Below are 16,161 nucleotides of genomic sequence, written 5' to 3'. Positions count from 1 at the left end.
CCCCGCGTACGCTCCGCGGGCGTCGCCCCCGCTCGGTGCCCCCGCTCCCCTCACCCCTCCCGAGCCCCCGGTGCGCCCACGGGCGGTACGGAGACCACCCAGCGACCGCGAACCTCCCAGGTGCCGCCGTCCGCGGTCGCCCCGCGCAAGCCGTGCAGGGTGGCCGGGCCCGCCAGTGCCGGGACCCGGGCGTCGGCCAGGGAGGCGAAGGCATAGCTGCGCGACGGGTCCCAGTCGGTGCTGTGACGCAGCCGGCGGGCCAGCTGGGCGAAGCCCGGGCCCGCGGCGGCCACCACCCACGCGTCGGGGGTCTGCGCGGTCAGCCGACGGGCCGCGCGCAGCCAGGAGGCGGCCGATTCCGGCCAGTCGACCACCGCCAGGACCTGCCCGCCACGGCCTTCCCATCCTGCGGCGAAGGCACGGGCGGCGGCCGTCGAGGCCGTGTCGCGGCTGTGGCCGATGACCACGGTGGAGATCCGGGACCGGGGAGCCGTCAACAGGCCGGTCAGCGCAGCCAGTTCGGCTTCCGTGTGCGGAGCGGGGAGGGGCAGTTCTCCGTACGAGCCCTCCTCGTCCGCGGTCAGCAGGGGCGAGGCCGGAGCCTCGTCGGGGGCGGGGAGCGGCGGCCGTCCCGTCTTCCAGGCCCGGTAGCGCTCCGGCAGGCACACGGCGCAGGGCCGGTAGCCCGCCGCCACCGCGGTGGCCTCGTCCGCGAAGAACACCCGCTCGCGCACGTACCCGCCGCGGGCCAGCGCCCGCAGGGCCGAGGGGCAGTCGAGACGGCCGTACAGCCGGCCCCGCCGGTGCCCGCCCAGGGTCCCCGGATCGGGGCTGCGGTACGGCTTTCCGTCCGGCCCGACGAGGGTGTAGGCCCTCATGACGCGTCGTGGAAGACCAGGCCCAGCGCGCGGCGCCGCCCGCCCCGGACGGTGCTCACCCCGTGCCGCACCGCGCCCGCCGACCAGCCCCGCTTGGTGGCCACCGGACGGTCCCGGGTGGTGAACACCAGCCCGTGGCCCTTCTGCAGGACACTGGTCGTGCCCCGTGACTGGGCCCGTGGCCGCTGCTCCACCAGCAGGAACTCCCCGCCCGTGTAGTCGCTTCCGTGCGCGTCGAGGCCGATCACCACCTGGAGGGGGAAGACCAGGTCCCCGAACACGTCCCGGTGCAGGGCGTTCCAGTCTCCCTCTCCGTACGAGAGCAGGATCTGCGCCGAGCGGTCCTGGCCGGCCGTGTGGCACAGTTCCAGCCACTCGCCCAGGTCGTCCGGCCACGGTGCCGGTCGTCCCAGCCGGGCCGCCCAGTCCCGCGCCACGGGCAGCAACCGGGGGTACAGGGCCGCGCGCAGCGCGGCCACCGGCTCCGGAAGGTCATGGGTGAAGTACCGGTACTGGCCCGAGCCGAAGCGGTGCCGGGCCATGTCGACCGTCGTGCGGAACAGCTCGGCGCGCTCGTAGAGGCCGGCGATCTCCGCGCACTCGTCGGGTGTCAGCAGCGGTCGGTCCGTGGAGGCGCACCCGTGCGCGTCCAGCTCCGCCGCCAGCGCCTTCCAGTCGCAGGAGTCGACCCGCTCGCCGATCTTCCCCGGCACGGGGAGTGCCCCGGGGGAGCCGGCGCCGGTGCGCCCCGTCGCCGTTCCGGTGGCCAGGTCCGTGCTCGACGTCGTCATCCGCCCAGCACCGCGCCCTCGAGGGTGAGCAGCGCCTGCTTGCGCTCCAGGCCCCCGGCGTACCCGGTCAGCGAGCCGTTCGCGCCGATCACCCGGTGGCAGGGGCGCACCACCAGCAGCGGGTTGGCCCCGATCGCGGTGCCCACCGAGCGCGAGGCGCTCCGAGGGGCCCCGATGCGGTCGGCGATCTGGCCGTACGTCACGGTCGTTCCGTACGGGATCCGTTCCAGTGCCGCCCACACATCGCGCTGGAACGGGGTCCCGGAGGAAGCGAACCGCAGCTCGAACTCGGTCAGTCCGCCGTCGAAGTACGCGTTCAGCTGGTCCGCCGCATGGGCGAAGGCGGCGTCGTCGCGGACCCCGTGCGCCTGCGCCGGGGCGCCGCCCCGCTGGCCGTCCATGGACAGCGACACCAGCGCGACACCTCCCGGCGCGCTCGCGGACGTCTCCCCGACCAGCAGCAGTTCTCCCATGGGGCTTTCCAGCGTGGTGTGTCGCGTGGCCATCGTCCCGTTCCTTTCGTCCTCGCTCCACCCTCGCCCGACCCCGGCACGACGTCTGGCGGCTTTCGGACATCGCGCTCCCGAGGTCGTATGGGAGAGGTGCCGAAAACGGTGCGCCGAGTCACGCCCGGAGCAACGTAGCGCCCCTCTGCGTCGCGGGAGAGTTCCTTCCGCAGTACGGCGTGATTGAGCCCTTTAACGCCCGCGACTGGCTGAAAGTCGACGGGAGATGTTCGGCCGCTGACGGGCCGTCATTCCGTCATTGACGGCGGCCTGCCGCCGGGTGTTCCCGGTCGAAGACTCGGTGAACGTTTCGCCGGAGCCCGACTGTCGGGGCGCCGCGGCCGCTGAGGTCGCCGCGTCCTGCGCCGTCGCCGCGAATGGTGCCGGTCGCGATGGCCCCCACTCCTGCCCGCACCCCTCTTGAGCTGCGCGGATGCCTCGGCGGTCAGAACGTGCGACCGCCGTGCCAACCCAGCTTCTCTGTGCACGAGTTGAGCAATCCGGCCCCCCGCGGGGCCGCCGGTCCGATCTCTTGCCCGTGGCGCATGCCTGTGATCTACTCTGGCACCGACCCCAGGAAACAAGCGGCTGATATCAGCCAGTACTTGCGCTTGCTCTTGTTCTTGCTCAGCGAAGTGAAATCCAGCAGTGCGTTAATTCAGAATGAATTTTCCACCGAGGGGGAACTATGCAGAGTGGCGTTACCGACAGGCGGATACCGGATAGTTCGGCTGAAGCCGTCGGTGAATTTTTTGCGGGAAACCGCCCGGTGAACTTCGAGGAACAGTTGACCCTCGCCTCGCTGCGGGCGGGCACGGCTGAGGTGGCCCGCATGTCGGCGGCCGTAGGTGAGGCCGTCGCCTCGTTCGCCGACGCGTCGACGGGGGCCTCGCGGAAGGTTCGCGACCTGGCCAGGAGCCTCGTGCCGCGCTGGCACTTCGCGATGCTCAACGACGTCGAGCGCAACGAGGCGTTGGCCACTGCGGTGGAGCGTCAGGTCAAGCCGGGCGACCACGTCCTCGACATCGGCGCCGGCACCGGTCTGCTGGCGATGCTCGCGGCGAAGGCCGGCGCGGCCAAGGTGACGAGCTGCGAGGCCAACCCGATGATGGCGGAGATCGCCACCCAGGTGGTCGCCGCGCACGGTCTTTCCGATGTCATCACCGTGATTCCCCGCAGGTCGGACGAGTTGACGATCGGCCGGGAACTGGAACGACCGGTGGACGTGATCGTCTCGGAGATCGTTGACTGCGGTCTGATCGGCGAGGGCATCCTGCCGACCATGCTGCACGCCAGGACCCATCTGCTGGCACCGGGCGGTCGCCTGATGCCGCCCTCGGCCCGGATCCACGGCGCACTGCTGCAGTCCAGTGTCATCGCGGGCCTCAACCGGGTCGACCACGCGCTCGGCTTCGACATCGGACTGATCAACTCCCTTTCCACCGCCGGGCATTTCCCGGTTCGGCTGCACACCTGGCCGCACACGATGCTCTCGGACCCCACCGAACTCGTGAGCTTCGACTTCGTGGACGGCCCGCTCGCCGACGGCAGTCGCAAGGTCTCCTTCTCCGCCACCGCGGACGGCACCGCCCACGGGATCGTCGCCTGGTTCGAGATGGACCTCGGCGCGGGGGTGACCCTGCGCAATTCCCCGAACAACGTCAGTTCGCACTGGATGCAGGCACTGATCTCCTTCGACGAACCGCTGGAGGTCGCCGCAGGCGACTCCGTCACCGTCGAGGTTCACTGGCAGGACGGCCTCCTCTCAGCCGTCTGAGCCGAACCAGACACCCTCGGATCGAACGGCGGTCCGCACCCACAGGTGCAGCCGTCCGTACCGCGTACTGCATCAATTCGAAAAGGTGAACAATGAGCCACGCACTTCCTCCGCACAAGCCGTTCGAGCTGACCCCCGAGCAGCTCAAGGAGTACGTCGTCCAGTACGCGACGAATCCCATCTACCTCGACAACGAGGAGTGGGAGAACGACGACAACCCGTATCGCAGGCAGCTTCGTCCGCAGGTGCTCCCGTACCTCGACTTCAGCCGGGTCCTCCCGCGGAACGAAATACTCCACTACGAGGGTCTCGCCGCGCAGCGCATTCTCACCTCGATATACGAGGCCGACCTGATGTTCCTCCCCAAGGCCGGGTTCAAGAGCAAGTGGGAGGACTTCAAGCAGTACTACAACCCGAGCAACCGGGTGCTCGGCGAGATCATCCGTCCCTCGCTCGAGAAGTTCGCCTTCGGGTTCCTCGACCAGGAGGTGGAGGTCTCGGGGAAGTGGACCAAGGACGAGCTGGAGACGTACCTCCGTGCGCTCGAAGACCGGGACCTGACGCAGCCCTCGCTCTCCGAGGTGGCGATCGAGAAGTCCGCGGACCCGGTCCGGGCCGCCCGGATGTGGCTCATCCAGTTCGCGCCGGACTTCCTGTCCGAGGCCTCGCCGATGCTGCGGAACGTACTGGGCTACTACGGCCCGGCGCAGTCCGAATGGTTCAAGATCATCATTGACGAGTACGGCTACGGCGTCCACAACACCAAGCACAGCAAGCTGTTCGAGCGGACCCTGGAGTCCGTCGGGCTGCGCTCGGACGTCCACCACTACTGGCAGTACTACCTCAACAGCAGCCTCATGGTGAACAACTACTTCCACTACCTGGGGAAGAACCACGAGCTGTTCTTCCGCTACATCGGTGCGCTCTACTACACCGAGACGGCCCTGGTGGACTTCTGCCGCCGCGCCGCGGAGCTGCTGACCAAGGTGTTCGGCCCGGAGGTCGACGTCGAGTACTTCACCGAGCACATCGGCATCGACGTGCACCACGGCCGGATGGCGCTGGAGAAGCTGATCCTCCCGCTCGTGGAGGAGCACGGCGAGGTGATCATCCCCGAGATCGTGCGCGGCTTCGAGGAGTTCCAGCTCATCTCGGACATCGCCGACCGCGACTTCGCCGATCAGATCGCCTGGATGGACGCGGGACCGGCCAACAAGGAGCTGCACGCGCCGGTCTGGGAGGCCATCTCCAGCGGCAAGGTGACCCCGCCGGTCGCCCACATCGTCGAGCCGTACCGCGAGCTGTCCAACACCCACTGCCACGACGGGGACGAGCTGTGTCACATCGTCTCCGGCACGATGAAGTTCGTCGCCGGATTCGACTCGCACCAGATCCTGGAGGCGGGTGAGGGCACGGTGATCAACCGCAACCGCCTGCACGGCGCGATCATCGAGTCCGAGGAGTGCGTCTACGAGATCCACTCGGTGGGGGATTACCGGGCATGCCTGTAGTGACCTTCGCGGTCGAGGGCCGCGACAACTGTGTGGTGCTGGGAGACTCCTCGTACGTCTACGCGCGTACGGAGTACGGCTCGTTCGTCCTCTCGACCCGGTGCCCGCACCGGGGCGGGCCGCTCAACCTGGCCGAGTTCGAGCCGGGGCGCAGCAGGCTGGTCTGCCCCTGGCACGAGCGGGCGACCTCGGTGACCAAAGCCATCAAGGCCGGCCTGCCGGCCGTTCGCCGGGGTGACCGGGTGACCGCCGTCCTGCCCGACCAGGACGGATCCGACTACACCCTCGAACACCGGCCGCTGGCCCCCGCTCTGGCGGGTTGCCGGACCACCTGATTCCACCTGCACCGCCCTTTTCCGGCAGGCCGGGCCACGACACCCGGCCTGCCGGCCTGCCACCTCCGCACTACCAGGAGACATCGATGACCAACCCGCTCCACGAGAGCGACGCTGCCGAGAAGCCGCTGATCATTCTGGTCAGCAGCGGTTACCACCTCTATCGGGAATACCTGCTTGACCTGGTGTCCGGCGCGGCGCGAGTCTGGCTCTTCCTGACCCAAGAGCCGACCTGGGAGAAGCGGTACATCGTCGGCCACACGGTCGTGGACACCCTCGACGTGCCCGCCATGATCGCCGCCGCCCGAGAGGTGACCGGCCGGCATCCGGTCTCCGGGGTGCTCTGCTGGGACGAGGTCCGGATGATCCAGACGGCTGAGGTCCAGCAGGCCCTCGGCCTGCCCGGATCGCCGCCCGAGGCGGTCGCCCGTTGCCGGGACAAGCACCAGACGCGGCTCGCGCTGGCCGACGCCGGGGTGCCGCAGGCCGTCTCCACCCTGGTTCCGTCGCTCGACCGGGCCCGCGAGGTCGCTGCGGAGATCGGCTACCCGGTCATCCTCAAGCCCCGTGCCCTGGGGGCCAGTTTCGGGGTCAACGCGGTCACCGGCGAGGAGGGCCTGGAGGCCGGCTACGCCGAGGCCAGGGGCGCCGAGGAGGACGGCGTGCCGTACTACGACGACGGCGTGCTGGTCGAGGAGTACCTGACCGGTGAGGAGATCAGCGTGGATGCCGCGCTGGTCGACGGCGAGCTGTTCCCGCTCTTCGTGGCCCGCAAGATCAGCGGCTATGACCCCTACTTCGAGGAGATCGGGCACACCGTCGACGCGACCGACCCGCTGCTCACCGACCCGGTGCTGCTCGACGTCCTGACCCGGGCCCACCGGGCCACCGGCTACCACACCGGGATCACCCACACCGAGCTGCGGCTCACCGACGACGGCCCGAAGCTCATCGAGATCAACGCCCGCCTCGGCGGAGACCTGATCCCCTACGTCGGTTTCGTCGCCACCGGTGTCGATCCCGGCCGGGCGGCGGTCGAGGTCGCGTGCGGGAAGCGCCCGGCCACCACCCCGACCCGGCGCGGCACCGCCGCCGTCCACTTCCTCTACCCGGAGTCGGACTGCACGGTGGCCGACGTGACGGTCGACGAGGCCGTGCTCGAGGCGAAGGTCAACGCGTACGGAGTGCTGGCCAGCCCCGGGCAGGAGCTGCTTCTGCCGCCCGCCGGCCATGTCACCAGCCGTTTCGGGTACCTCGTCGTCGAGGGCGAGTCGGCCTCCGCGTGCGAGAAGGTCGCGGCCGAGGCCAGCGAGGCCATCCGGATGCGTCCCCAGACGGCGGCCACCTCGTGACCTCCGCCAACGACACCTCCGCCAAGGACGGCCACCCTCCCGAAGCCGAGGCACCGGCCAACGCCCCGACCGCCCGACGGGACTTCCGCCTGCTGTGGACCGGCCAGTCGGTGAGCCTCTTCGGCGACCAGTTCATGACACTGGCGCTCCCCCTGCTCGCGGTGACCACGCTCGGGGCGTCACCCGCCCAGGCGGCCCTGCTCAAGTTCGCGCTGTTCCTGCCGTTCCTGCTGCTCGGACTGCAGGCCGGCGCCATCGTGGACCGGATGCCCCGGCTGGCCACCATGATCGGGGCCAACTCCCTGCAGTTCCTGGCCTTCGGCATGATCTGGGTGCTGGCCGCGGCCGGCTCGCTGCGCTTCTGGTCGCTGATGGCGCTGATCACGATCAGCGGCTGCGCGGTCGTGTTCTTCCAGGTGGCGTACACCTCGTACCTGCCGAACCTGTTCGGGAACCCGAAGGACCTGCACCGGGGCAACGCGCGGTTGGCGCTGTCGGAGTCCACCTCGCAGGCGGTCGGCCCGATGGCGGCCGGCCCGCTGATCGCGCTGCTCGGCGTGGTCGGCGCGGTGGCGGTCAACGTCTTCGGATTCGCCGCCTCCGTGGTGACGCTGGTGATGATGAAGCACCGGGAACCGCCGCGGGAGAAGGTCGCCCGTGAGCGGGGCTGGATGCGCAAGAGCATCGGCGAGGGCCTGAAGTTCGTGCTCCGCCACCCGATCCTGCAGCCGATCATGCTGTGCGGCACCACGTACGCGCTGTTCCTCACCATGGTCACCACCAGCCTGGTGCTGTACTGCCGCAACGAGCTCGGCCTCTCGCCGCAGTGGATCGGCGTGGTGGTCGGCGCCGCCGCCGCCGGCTACCCGATCGGCAACATGATCTCCGCCAGGCTCGGCGAGAAGCTGGGCTACGAGAAGGCCCTGGCCATCTCCGCCACCATCTCGGTGGTGGGCATCCTGTCGATGCCGGCCTTCGGCTCGCTCGGCGGCGTGGCCGGTGCCTGCGGTCTGATCTTCGGCTCCATCTTCCACTGCGTCGGCGAGGGATCGTACTCACCCACGTCCCTGACGCTCCGTCAACTCACGGCTCCACCCGAGCTCCTGGGACGCGTGGGCTCCGTCCAGCGCTTCCTGATGTGGGGCATGATCTCGCTCGGCAGCCTCTTCGCGTCCATCGCGACCGCGCTGGTCGGCCTCACCGGTGCCATGTGGATCGGGGCCGTGGGCACCGTACTCTGCCTCCCCGCCCTGCTGCGCCGGGGCATGCGGGACGCCGTCTTCAACACCGCACGATCGAAGGAGAACGATGCAGTACGCCCCGGGAATTGAGGAGTTCGTCGCCCGCAGCAACAAGGCGATGCCGCCCGACTTCTACCAGAAGCCGGTGGAGGAGCAGCGCGCCCTCTACCTGGGCCTCGGCCGTGAGTTCCCCTACGAGCTGCCGACCGGCGTCGAGATCACGGACGACGCGGTGGAGCACGAGGGCCGCCGGATCCCGCTCCGGGTCTACCGGCCCGCCGAGCGCGCGGGCCGCGGAGTGCTGCTGTACATCCGTGGCGGCGGCTTCGTGGTCGGCTCGCTGGAGACCCACAACACGGTCGCCGCCGAACTGGCCTCCAACTCCGGCCTCACCACCATCGCCGTCGACTTCCGGATGGCCCCGGAGCACCCCTTCCCGGCCTGCCTGGAAGACTGCTACGGAGCCCTGTCCGGCGTGGCCGCACAGGCCGAGCGCTTCGACATCGACCCCGACCGGATCGTGGTCTGCGGCGACAGCTCGGGCGGCAACATGTCGGTCGTGCTGTGCATGATGTCCCGCGACCGCCAGGGCCCGAAGATCGCCGGTCAGGCATCGATCAGCCCGGTCCTCGACTTCTCCCGCTGGCGCGACGGCGGCGAGGACGCGCCGCTGCTCACCGGTGGCGAGATGGAGTACTACACGGCCTGCTACTGCCCCGACGCCGCCGACGTGCTCCACCCGTACGTCTCGCCCCTGGTCCGCGGCGAGTTCCACGACCTGCCGCCCGCCTACATCATGGGCGCCGAACTGGACTCGCTGGTCGTCGACTCCACGACCTACGCCGACAAGCTGCGGGAGAACGGCACCGAGGCCGAGGTGGTCGTCGAGCCCGGCCTGGTGCACGCGGCCGTCCGCGCACGGCAGCTGTCGCCCGCCGTGATGGACGCCTGGCACCGCTTCTGCGCGGCCGCGGCCCGTCTCGCGGGAGCGAACCGGTGACCCGGTCCCCCTCCGACGGCCCCGTCGTCATCGTCGACCCGTTCTCCTCCGGCGGCATGTACGCCGCCGCGTTCAAGGACGCCGGCGTGCCGGTCGTCGCGGTCCTCTCGGGACCCGACATGCCCGAGGTGTACCGCGCCTCCTTCCATCCCGAAGACTTCCCCGAGCTCATCGTCTTCGACGGCGACCTCGACGCCGTGGTCTCCCGCCTGCGCCGGCTGTCGCCCCGTTGCGTGCTCCCCGGGGCCGAGTCCGGTGTGGAACTGGCCGACCTGCTCGCGGAGCAGATCACCGAAGACCTCGCCAACGTCCCCGAACTGCGCGAGGCCCGGCGGCACAAGGGAGAGATGGCCGAGGCCGCGCGCCGGGCCGGCCTGCCGGTCATCCGACAGATCTGCACGGACGACGCGGCGGAGGTCGCCGCCTGGATCGAGCGCGAGGGCCTGACCGGTCGCGACCTGGTGGTCAAGCCGCCGAAGAGCGCCAGCACCGACGGCGTGACCAGGGTCCGGGACGACTGGCGGGAGGCCTTCGAGGCCCAGCTCGGCAGGCACAACCAGTGGCAGATCGTCAACGACCGCATGGTCGTCCAGGAGTTCGTCACCGGGCACGAGTACGTGGTCGATGTCTTCAGCCACGACGGCGTGCACACGGTGACGGACCTCTGCCGCTACAGCAAGATCGACAACGGCACGCACATGGCGGTCTACGACGCCATGGAGTGGGTGGCGCCCGACGCGCCCGAGGTCGCCGGCCTCGTCGACTACACCCGCCGGTTCCTCGACTCGGTGGGCTTCCGCTTCGGTGCCGCGCACGTCGAAGTGATGCTCACCGAGGACGGTCCCCGGCTGATCGAGCTCAACGCCCGCCCGCACGGCGGCGGGCAGCCCCGGTTCTGCCGGGCGGCCACCGGGGACAGCCAGATCGACCGCGCGGTGCGCTACGTCACCGGGGGCGAGCTCCCCGAGCACTACGAGCTGCTGAACCCGACCCTGGTGGTCTTCCTGATCAGCAGGGCCGCCGGGATCGTGCGCAACGCCGCGTGCCTCCAGGAGATCGGCAAGCTCGCCACCCACTACGCCCATGTGATCGGCATCGAGGACGGTGACCGACTGGAGGTCACCAAGGACCTGCTGAACACCCTGAGCCTCGGCTTCGCGGTCCTGTCCGGACCCGACCGGAAGCAGATCTGGGCCGACTACGAAGAGGTCCGTCGCATCGAGGCCGGACTGATCGTCACCGAGGAGCCCACCCCGTGATCCCTGAGACCGATGCCGTCACCGCGCAGTACCTGAGGGAATGCCAGTCCTCGGACGGCGGGCTGCGCACCGCCATGCGGGAGACCGCCCTGCCGCCGGCGCTCTCGGCTTCCTCCGGTCAACGGCTCCTCCACCGGCCGCTCTTCCTCGAAGAGCGCGAGGTCCGGGCCTTCGCCGACGACGTCATCCAGGTGTACGAGCTGCTCACCTCCCTTCCGACCCGGCTGTTCGACGGGGACATCGCCCGCTATTGTGCCGCGCTCGGCTTCGACGAGCGCCGGGCCCGTCTGAACACCCGCCTCGGCGGGGGCAAGCCGCCGCTGTACGGCCGGGCCGACATGTACCACGACGGCACCGGCTTCAAGCTGCTCGAGTTCAACCTCGCCAGCGAGCTCGGCGGGGTGGACCGGGCCGGCGAGATCCCCCGACTGCTCCTCGGCGTCGAAGCCTTCGGACGCTTCGCCGAGCAGCACGCGCTGCGCTACGTCGACACGGGCCGCATGGTCGCCGAGACGCTGCGCACCGTCGGCACGGCGATCACCGGTGGCCGGGAGCCGGTGGTGGCGGTCCTGGAGGCCCCCGGCGGCCTGGCCGGTGGTTACGGCGCCTCGTGGCGGGCCTTCGAGGAGCTGATGCGCGGTTTCGGCCTCGACCTGCACCTCGGGGAGATCGGGGACGTCCGCGCCAAGGGCGACCAGGTCCTGCTCGGCGGGCGGAAGCTGGACGTGGTGCTGCGCTGCTACTCGGCCGACGAGATCCTCGCCCAGCCCGACGGCGAGTCGTTGGTCGAACCGGTGTGCCGGGCCCACGAGGCGGGCACCCTGGCGATCTGGACTCCCATGGAGTCGAATCTGGCCAACAACAAGGCGTGCCTGGCCATGCTCTCCGACCCGCGGGTCCACGACAGCTTCGACGCGGCCGAACTGGCCGTCATCGATCGGGTCCTGCCCTGGACCCGGGCCATCGGCGGCACCTTCGGGCAGCGTTTCGAGGCGGAGTTGTCCGAGGAGTGCGTGGCGCGCCGCGAGGAGCTCATCCTGAAGCCGAACGCGGGGTACGGAGGGTCGGGCGTCCTCGCGGGCTGGACCGTCGGCGAGGACGCCTGGAGAGAGGCGCTGGCATCGGTCGACGAGGGCGGGGCCATCGTCCAGGAACGGGTTCGGCCGAGATCGGAGCCCGTGATCGACCCGCAGACCGGGACCCTGGAAGAGTGGCAGGCGGCGTGGGGGCTGTTCGTCACCCCGCAGGGTTATGCGGGCACCTACGCGCGGGCCCTGCCCGCCGGCGAGAGCGCCGTGATCGGCATCGGCGCGCACCCGAAGACCCGCACCGCCGGCGTCTTCACGTACCAGAACTGAAAGGACTCCGATGACGAGTCAGCAGAGCGACACCGCCATCCACCACCCCGAAGGCCGGCACTACGAGGTGCGAGGCCGCCGGCTGTGGGTGGAGACGGAGGGCAGCGGCGACCCCGTCCTGCTCCTGTCGGGCCTCGGCCCCGCCGGGTCCCACCTGGTGTTCCATCCGTTCTTCTCCGCTCTGGCGGAGGACCACCAGGTCATCTACGTGGACCTCTTCGGCCGGGGCCGGTCGGACCAGCCGGCGGAACTGACGGACATCACCTTCCGCGAGGACGTGGCCGACGTGGCCGCGCTGATCGAGGCGCTGGACGTCGGTCCGGTCCACGTGTACGGATTCTCCTACGGCGGTCTGCTCGGCCAGGCGCTCGCACTCGACCACGCCGGGCTGGTGCGTTCCCTGGTGCTGGCCAACAGCCTGCACAGCCCGGAGATGTGGCAGCTCAATCACGCCAACATCAACCGGGAGCTGGCCCTTCAGGCGCCCGAGGTCTGGGCGCGGATCCAGGAACTGCGGGCCCAGGGCCTGGCGTCCACCGACGAGGAACTGCGCACCCAGTTCGCGGCGGCCACCAAGCTGGTGAGGTTCTACGACCCGGACAACGCCTCCCTGCTGCTCAACGAGCCGGGTGCGCGCAACATGGAGCTGTATCCCGTGTTCGTCGGGGCCGACGTGGACTTCATGATCGGCGGCGAGGTGGCCAGGATCCCGGACTTCCGGCCCCGGCTCAAGGAGATCACCGTGCCGACCCTGGTCCTCGCGGGCCGCTTCGACCGTGCTCTCTACCCGAAGCTCCAGCATGAATTCGTGCTGCACGCACCGCAGTTCGAGTTCCAGGTGCTGGAGCGGAGCGGCTCCTTCGGGCACGTCGAGGAGCCGGAGACGGTCTTCGCGCGACTCCGGGAGTTCTGGAAGGCCGGCTGACGCCGGTTGTCCCGGGGGAAGCTCCGGGGGAGTTCCGGGAGGGTTTCGAACGGGCCGTGCCCGTCCGGAACCCTCCACCCCGTCCGGCGCGCGGTCGCGCCACTGGCCCTCGACCACCTGGTGAATGACGTGATCAGCGGAATCTTCCTTGCCAGTTCCCTCTTCGTCATCGTCACCCCCGGGCCTGACGCCGCACTGATCACACGCCTGGCCCTCGGCGGCCGAGGCCGGGCCGCCCCGCTCTCCGCCGCCGCCGGAATGATCACCGCGGGCGGCCTCCAGGCGACGGCCTCCATCCTCGGCGTCTCGCTGCTGCTGACGGCCGACAGCGGGCTCTTCCGGGCGGTGCAATGGGGCGGTGCCGCCCTGCTCTGCTACTGGGGGCTGCGGGCCCTGATCGGCGCGATCCGCACATCGGCCGCCCCCGCGACCACCGCGGGCTCCGAGCCCGAGCCGGTGAGCCGCCCGCGCGCTTACGTCCAGGGGCTCGCGTGCACCGGCACCAATCCCAAGGTCGGCCTCTTCCTGCTGGCCTTCCTGCCGCAGTTCGTCCCGGCCGGCAGGCCGCCGGGGCCCTCGATGGCCGTCCTCGCCACGGTGTACCTGGCGATCGGTGCGCTCTGGCTGCTGGTCCTCACCGAGGTGACGGTCCGGATCGGCGCGTGGGCCGCCCGGCGCACCGTGGGGGGCCGGCACGCCCTGCTGCGCTGGGTGGACGTCGTCCTGGGCGTGGTGTTCATCGGCTTCGGCGTCCGGCTCGTCCTGGGCTGACGGCGCGGCCCCCTCCGAGCACGGCGTCGGTGCCACCCGACGGTGATGTCCGAAAGCCGCCGGTGGGGCAGCCGGGCGGAAGGCAGGATGGGGCGGTGGGAAGAGGGTCCGATGGATGAACTGACGTTGTTCGACCCCGTCGTGGAGGGGCCGCCGGTCGAGGGCGCGGCGGTCCGGGGCGTGGACTGGGTCCGCGTGGCCGCGGAGCTCGACGAACGGGGGGCGGCCCTGACCCCGCCGCTGCTGACGCGCGAGGAGTGCGCGGAGCTGATCGAGGGCTTCGGGCGGCCGGAGCTGTTCCGGTCGACCGTGGTGATGGAGCGGCACGAGTACGGCCGCGGCACGTACCGCTACTACGCCGACCCGGACGGCCTGCCGCTGCTGCGCCGCCTGCGCGAGGGCCTGTACCCGGGCTTGGCGTGGGTGGCCAACCGGTGGGCGGGCCTGCTGAAGGAGCCGGGCTTCCCGGACCGGCTGGCGGAGTTGCACGCGCGGTGCGCGGAGCAGGGCCAGCGGCGGCCGACCCCCCTGATCCTGCGGTACGGGCCGGGCGGCTACGCGTCGCTGCACCAGGACGTGTACGGGGACGTGGTCTTCCCGCTCCAGGTCTCGATCCTGCTGAACGAGCCCGAGGTGGACTTCACCGGGGGCGAGAGCGTGTTCGTGGAACAGCGACCGCGCGCCCAGTCGCGGGCCGTGGTGGTGCGGCCGGGGCTGGGGCAGGGCCTGGTCTTCCCCGTACGGGAACGGCCGGTGCGCGGCCCGCACGGGGTGCGCAGACATGCGGTGCGGCACGGCAGCGGCGAGGTGGGGCGCGGTGAGCGGCACGTCCTGGCCGTGATCTTCCACCAGGCCCGGTGAGGGACGGCTCCGGCACGTGTGAGCCCCGTCCGTGCCTCGTTCCGGCAGCCCGCCGGGCCGGCATCCGGAAACCGGTCCCGCGTCGCCCGTGAACCGTGCGGGCGCGCTCGATCGTCTGGAGGAGTCCTGCCGGGGCCTCCCCGCCCGCGCCGTCGCCCCGGGCCGGGGCGACGCGTCCGTCGACGCGGTGACCCGGGTCGCCCACGGGAAGGTCCCGCACGGAGGGCCGTGAGAGGGGACGCGTCGATCTGCTCCGGGGCGACCCCTTCGCCGTCACCGTGCTGGACGGGCGCCGGACGTCCTGACGCGGCGCCAACGCCGTTCGGATCCGGCTCTACCCGGCGGACGGTTCGAGCATCGGCTCGAAGGCGGAATCCTCTTCACCGCACACGGAGGGGAGGAACCCGTCGGGGACGGTGCGGGCGGCGGTGGCGAGCAGGCGGCCCAGGACCTGCTCCTCGGTGGCCGGGGGAAGTCGCAGCGCAGCGAGGAGGTGGTCACGGACGGCGGGGTGGTCCGGGTGGTCGACGAGGTGGTCGGAGCCGAGGACCGGGGGCCGGAAGCCGGCCAGGGCGTCGTGCCAGGACGGCAGGACGACGGCGAGGGTCAGGGCCTCGGCGAGCGACTCGGCGATGAGGGAGGCCCGGCCCTCGGAGTCGGTGTAGAGGACGGGGCGGGATCCGTCGCGGGCGGCCGGGCCGCAGAGGTAGTGGGTGCCGCCCGCGTTGCAGCCGGCGACGGGCTCCACCGGAAGGCCGTTGGGCAGGACGATCGACTCGATCGGGTCGGTCCGGGCAAGGTCGATCTCGCCGTCGCAGGACAGGTAGGAGGCGACCTCGGGGTGCGCTGCGATCCGGTGGAGCAGTGCGTCGTCCGAGAAGGCCGCCGGGTTGAGGGCTGCACAGATCGCAGGGGTGAGGGCACGCCCGGCGAGGACGTGGCGGATGGCGTCGAGGGGGACGGGGCGCTCGTAGTGGTCCTGGAAGTGGGCCTGGACGGCTTCGGGGGAGCGGTCCGTGAGGAGGGGGAAGAGGAAACCGGAGCCGTCCGGGTCCTCGACGTCGGCGGGGAAGGAGATGGCCGAGCCGGTGCGCCAGGTGGTGTCGTCGGTCTCCTGCCACAAGCAGGCGGTGATGCGAGGGGCGTCTATGCCCTCGTCGCAGAAGGCGGGATCATCGAGCAAGGGGCGCAGCGCCGCGGGTACTTCGTCGATGACACCGGGCCAGACCTGCTCGTCGTCCGTCCCGTACGGACTCATCTCCGACTCGTGGTCGAAACCGCGTATGAGCACGCCGGCCGGGGTGAAGAGGACGGAGAAGTCGTCACCCGAGCCGTTCTCCATCAGGGCCGCCTCCACACCGGGGCCCCAGCCGGTGTCGAAGCTGTAGCTGCAGAACCGCGGATCGTCACTGATCGTCGAGTCCAGGAGGGCCAGTGCGCGCAGGTGGGCGCGGAGCCGGACGGGGTCGGGGAGGAGGGCGGCGGTCTCGTGCACGGTGCTCATGACGCCATGGAACCAGTCGCCACCGACAATCCGATGGGGCCGGTCCGGATGCCGACCCCCTCCGCAGTCGTGCGCACTGGCCGTGTCGACGA

General features: G+C 70.8%; 15 protein-coding genes. 11 read left to right on the top strand and 4 right to left on the bottom strand.

From position 1 onward, the window contains the following. Positions 1 to 50: 50 nt before the first annotated feature. From ACFW22_RS05530 to ACFW22_RS05520, 3 genes are read right to left on the bottom strand one after another with little or no spacing between them, the layout of a single operon-like run. Positions 51 to 878, bottom strand: a complete 828-nt coding sequence (locus tag ACFW22_RS05530) for an Ada metal-binding domain-containing protein (protein WP_386399252.1) — start codon at positions 876 to 878, stop codon at positions 51 to 53. Then, positions 875 to 1,669: a 2OG-Fe(II) oxygenase gene (locus ACFW22_RS05525; protein WP_386399249.1), complete on the bottom strand. Its 795-nt coding sequence runs from the start codon at positions 1,667 to 1,669 to the stop codon at positions 875 to 877. The genes ACFW22_RS05530 and ACFW22_RS05525 overlap by 4 nt, the downstream gene beginning before the upstream one ends. After that, positions 1,666 to 2,175 (bottom strand): methylated-DNA--[protein]-cysteine S-methyltransferase, encoded by a 510-nt coding sequence (locus ACFW22_RS05520; RefSeq protein ID WP_386399246.1) that lies wholly within the window; start codon positions 2,173 to 2,175, stop codon positions 1,666 to 1,668. Before ACFW22_RS05520 ends, ACFW22_RS05525 begins: the two co-directional genes overlap by 4 nt. A gap of 769 nt (positions 2,176 to 2,944) precedes the next feature. Here ACFW22_RS05520 and ACFW22_RS05515 point away from each other — a divergent pair. From ACFW22_RS05515 to ACFW22_RS05465, 11 genes are all read left to right on the top strand, one after another. Next, a complete protein-coding gene (locus ACFW22_RS05515) occupies positions 2,945 to 3,952 on the top strand; it encodes a 50S ribosomal protein L11 methyltransferase (RefSeq protein WP_386399243.1) in 1,008 nt (335 codons plus the stop codon). 92 nt (positions 3,953 to 4,044) lie between these two features. Beyond that, positions 4,045 to 5,463, top strand: coding sequence for an iron-containing redox enzyme family protein (locus tag ACFW22_RS05510; protein WP_386399241.1), 1,419 nt, complete (start codon positions 4,045 to 4,047; stop codon positions 5,461 to 5,463). Beyond that, positions 5,454 to 5,798, top strand: a complete 345-nt coding sequence (locus ACFW22_RS05505; RefSeq protein ID WP_386399238.1) for a Rieske 2Fe-2S domain-containing protein — start codon at positions 5,454 to 5,456, stop codon at positions 5,796 to 5,798. Before ACFW22_RS05510 ends, ACFW22_RS05505 begins: the two co-directional genes overlap by 10 nt. A gap of 86 nt (positions 5,799 to 5,884) precedes the next feature. Beyond that, complete coding sequence (locus ACFW22_RS05500; protein WP_386399236.1) at positions 5,885 to 7,150, top strand: acetyl-CoA carboxylase biotin carboxylase subunit family protein; 1,266 nt, start codon at positions 5,885 to 5,887, stop codon at positions 7,148 to 7,150. Then, complete coding sequence (locus ACFW22_RS05495; protein ID WP_386399233.1) at positions 7,147 to 8,481, top strand: MFS transporter; 1,335 nt, start codon at positions 7,147 to 7,149, stop codon at positions 8,479 to 8,481. The genes ACFW22_RS05500 and ACFW22_RS05495 overlap by 4 nt, the downstream gene beginning before the upstream one ends. After that, positions 8,459 to 9,391: an alpha/beta hydrolase gene (locus ACFW22_RS05490; RefSeq protein WP_386399230.1), complete on the top strand. Its 933-nt coding sequence runs from the start codon at positions 8,459 to 8,461 to the stop codon at positions 9,389 to 9,391. The genes ACFW22_RS05495 and ACFW22_RS05490 overlap by 23 nt, the downstream gene beginning before the upstream one ends. After that, complete coding sequence (locus ACFW22_RS05485) at positions 9,388 to 10,650, top strand: ATP-grasp domain-containing protein (protein WP_386399226.1); 1,263 nt, start codon at positions 9,388 to 9,390, stop codon at positions 10,648 to 10,650. The genes ACFW22_RS05490 and ACFW22_RS05485 overlap by 4 nt, the downstream gene beginning before the upstream one ends. Further along, a complete protein-coding gene (locus ACFW22_RS05480) occupies positions 10,647 to 12,008 on the top strand; it encodes a hypothetical protein (RefSeq protein WP_386399223.1) in 1,362 nt (453 codons plus the stop codon). Before ACFW22_RS05485 ends, ACFW22_RS05480 begins: the two co-directional genes overlap by 4 nt. A 10-nt stretch (positions 12,009 to 12,018) precedes the next feature. Next, entirely contained in the window at positions 12,019 to 12,933 is a 915-nt protein-coding gene (locus tag ACFW22_RS05475) for an alpha/beta fold hydrolase (RefSeq protein WP_386399220.1), read from the top strand. Between the two features lie 129 nt (positions 12,934 to 13,062). Further along, positions 13,063 to 13,704: a LysE family translocator gene (locus tag ACFW22_RS05470; RefSeq protein ID WP_386399216.1), complete on the top strand. Its 642-nt coding sequence runs from the start codon at positions 13,063 to 13,065 to the stop codon at positions 13,702 to 13,704. A 111-nt stretch (positions 13,705 to 13,815) separates the two neighbouring features. Continuing rightward, positions 13,816 to 14,565, top strand: a complete 750-nt coding sequence (locus tag ACFW22_RS05465) for a 2OG-Fe(II) oxygenase (protein WP_386399214.1) — start codon at positions 13,816 to 13,818, stop codon at positions 14,563 to 14,565. 334 nt (positions 14,566 to 14,899) lie between these two features. Here the strand turns inward: ACFW22_RS05465 and ACFW22_RS05460 are convergent, their stop codons facing one another. Then, positions 14,900 to 16,069 (bottom strand): hypothetical protein, encoded by a 1,170-nt coding sequence (locus ACFW22_RS05460; protein WP_386399212.1) that lies wholly within the window; start codon positions 16,067 to 16,069, stop codon positions 14,900 to 14,902. Between the last annotated feature and the right edge of the window lie 92 nt (positions 16,070 to 16,161).

Source organism: Streptomyces sp. NPDC058872 (assembly GCF_042743065.1).
GTDB lineage: Bacteria > Actinomycetota > Actinomycetes > Streptomycetales > Streptomycetaceae > Streptomyces.
The sequence above is the reverse complement of the archived record's forward strand: the minus strand, read 5'-3'. Positions and strand labels throughout refer to the sequence as shown.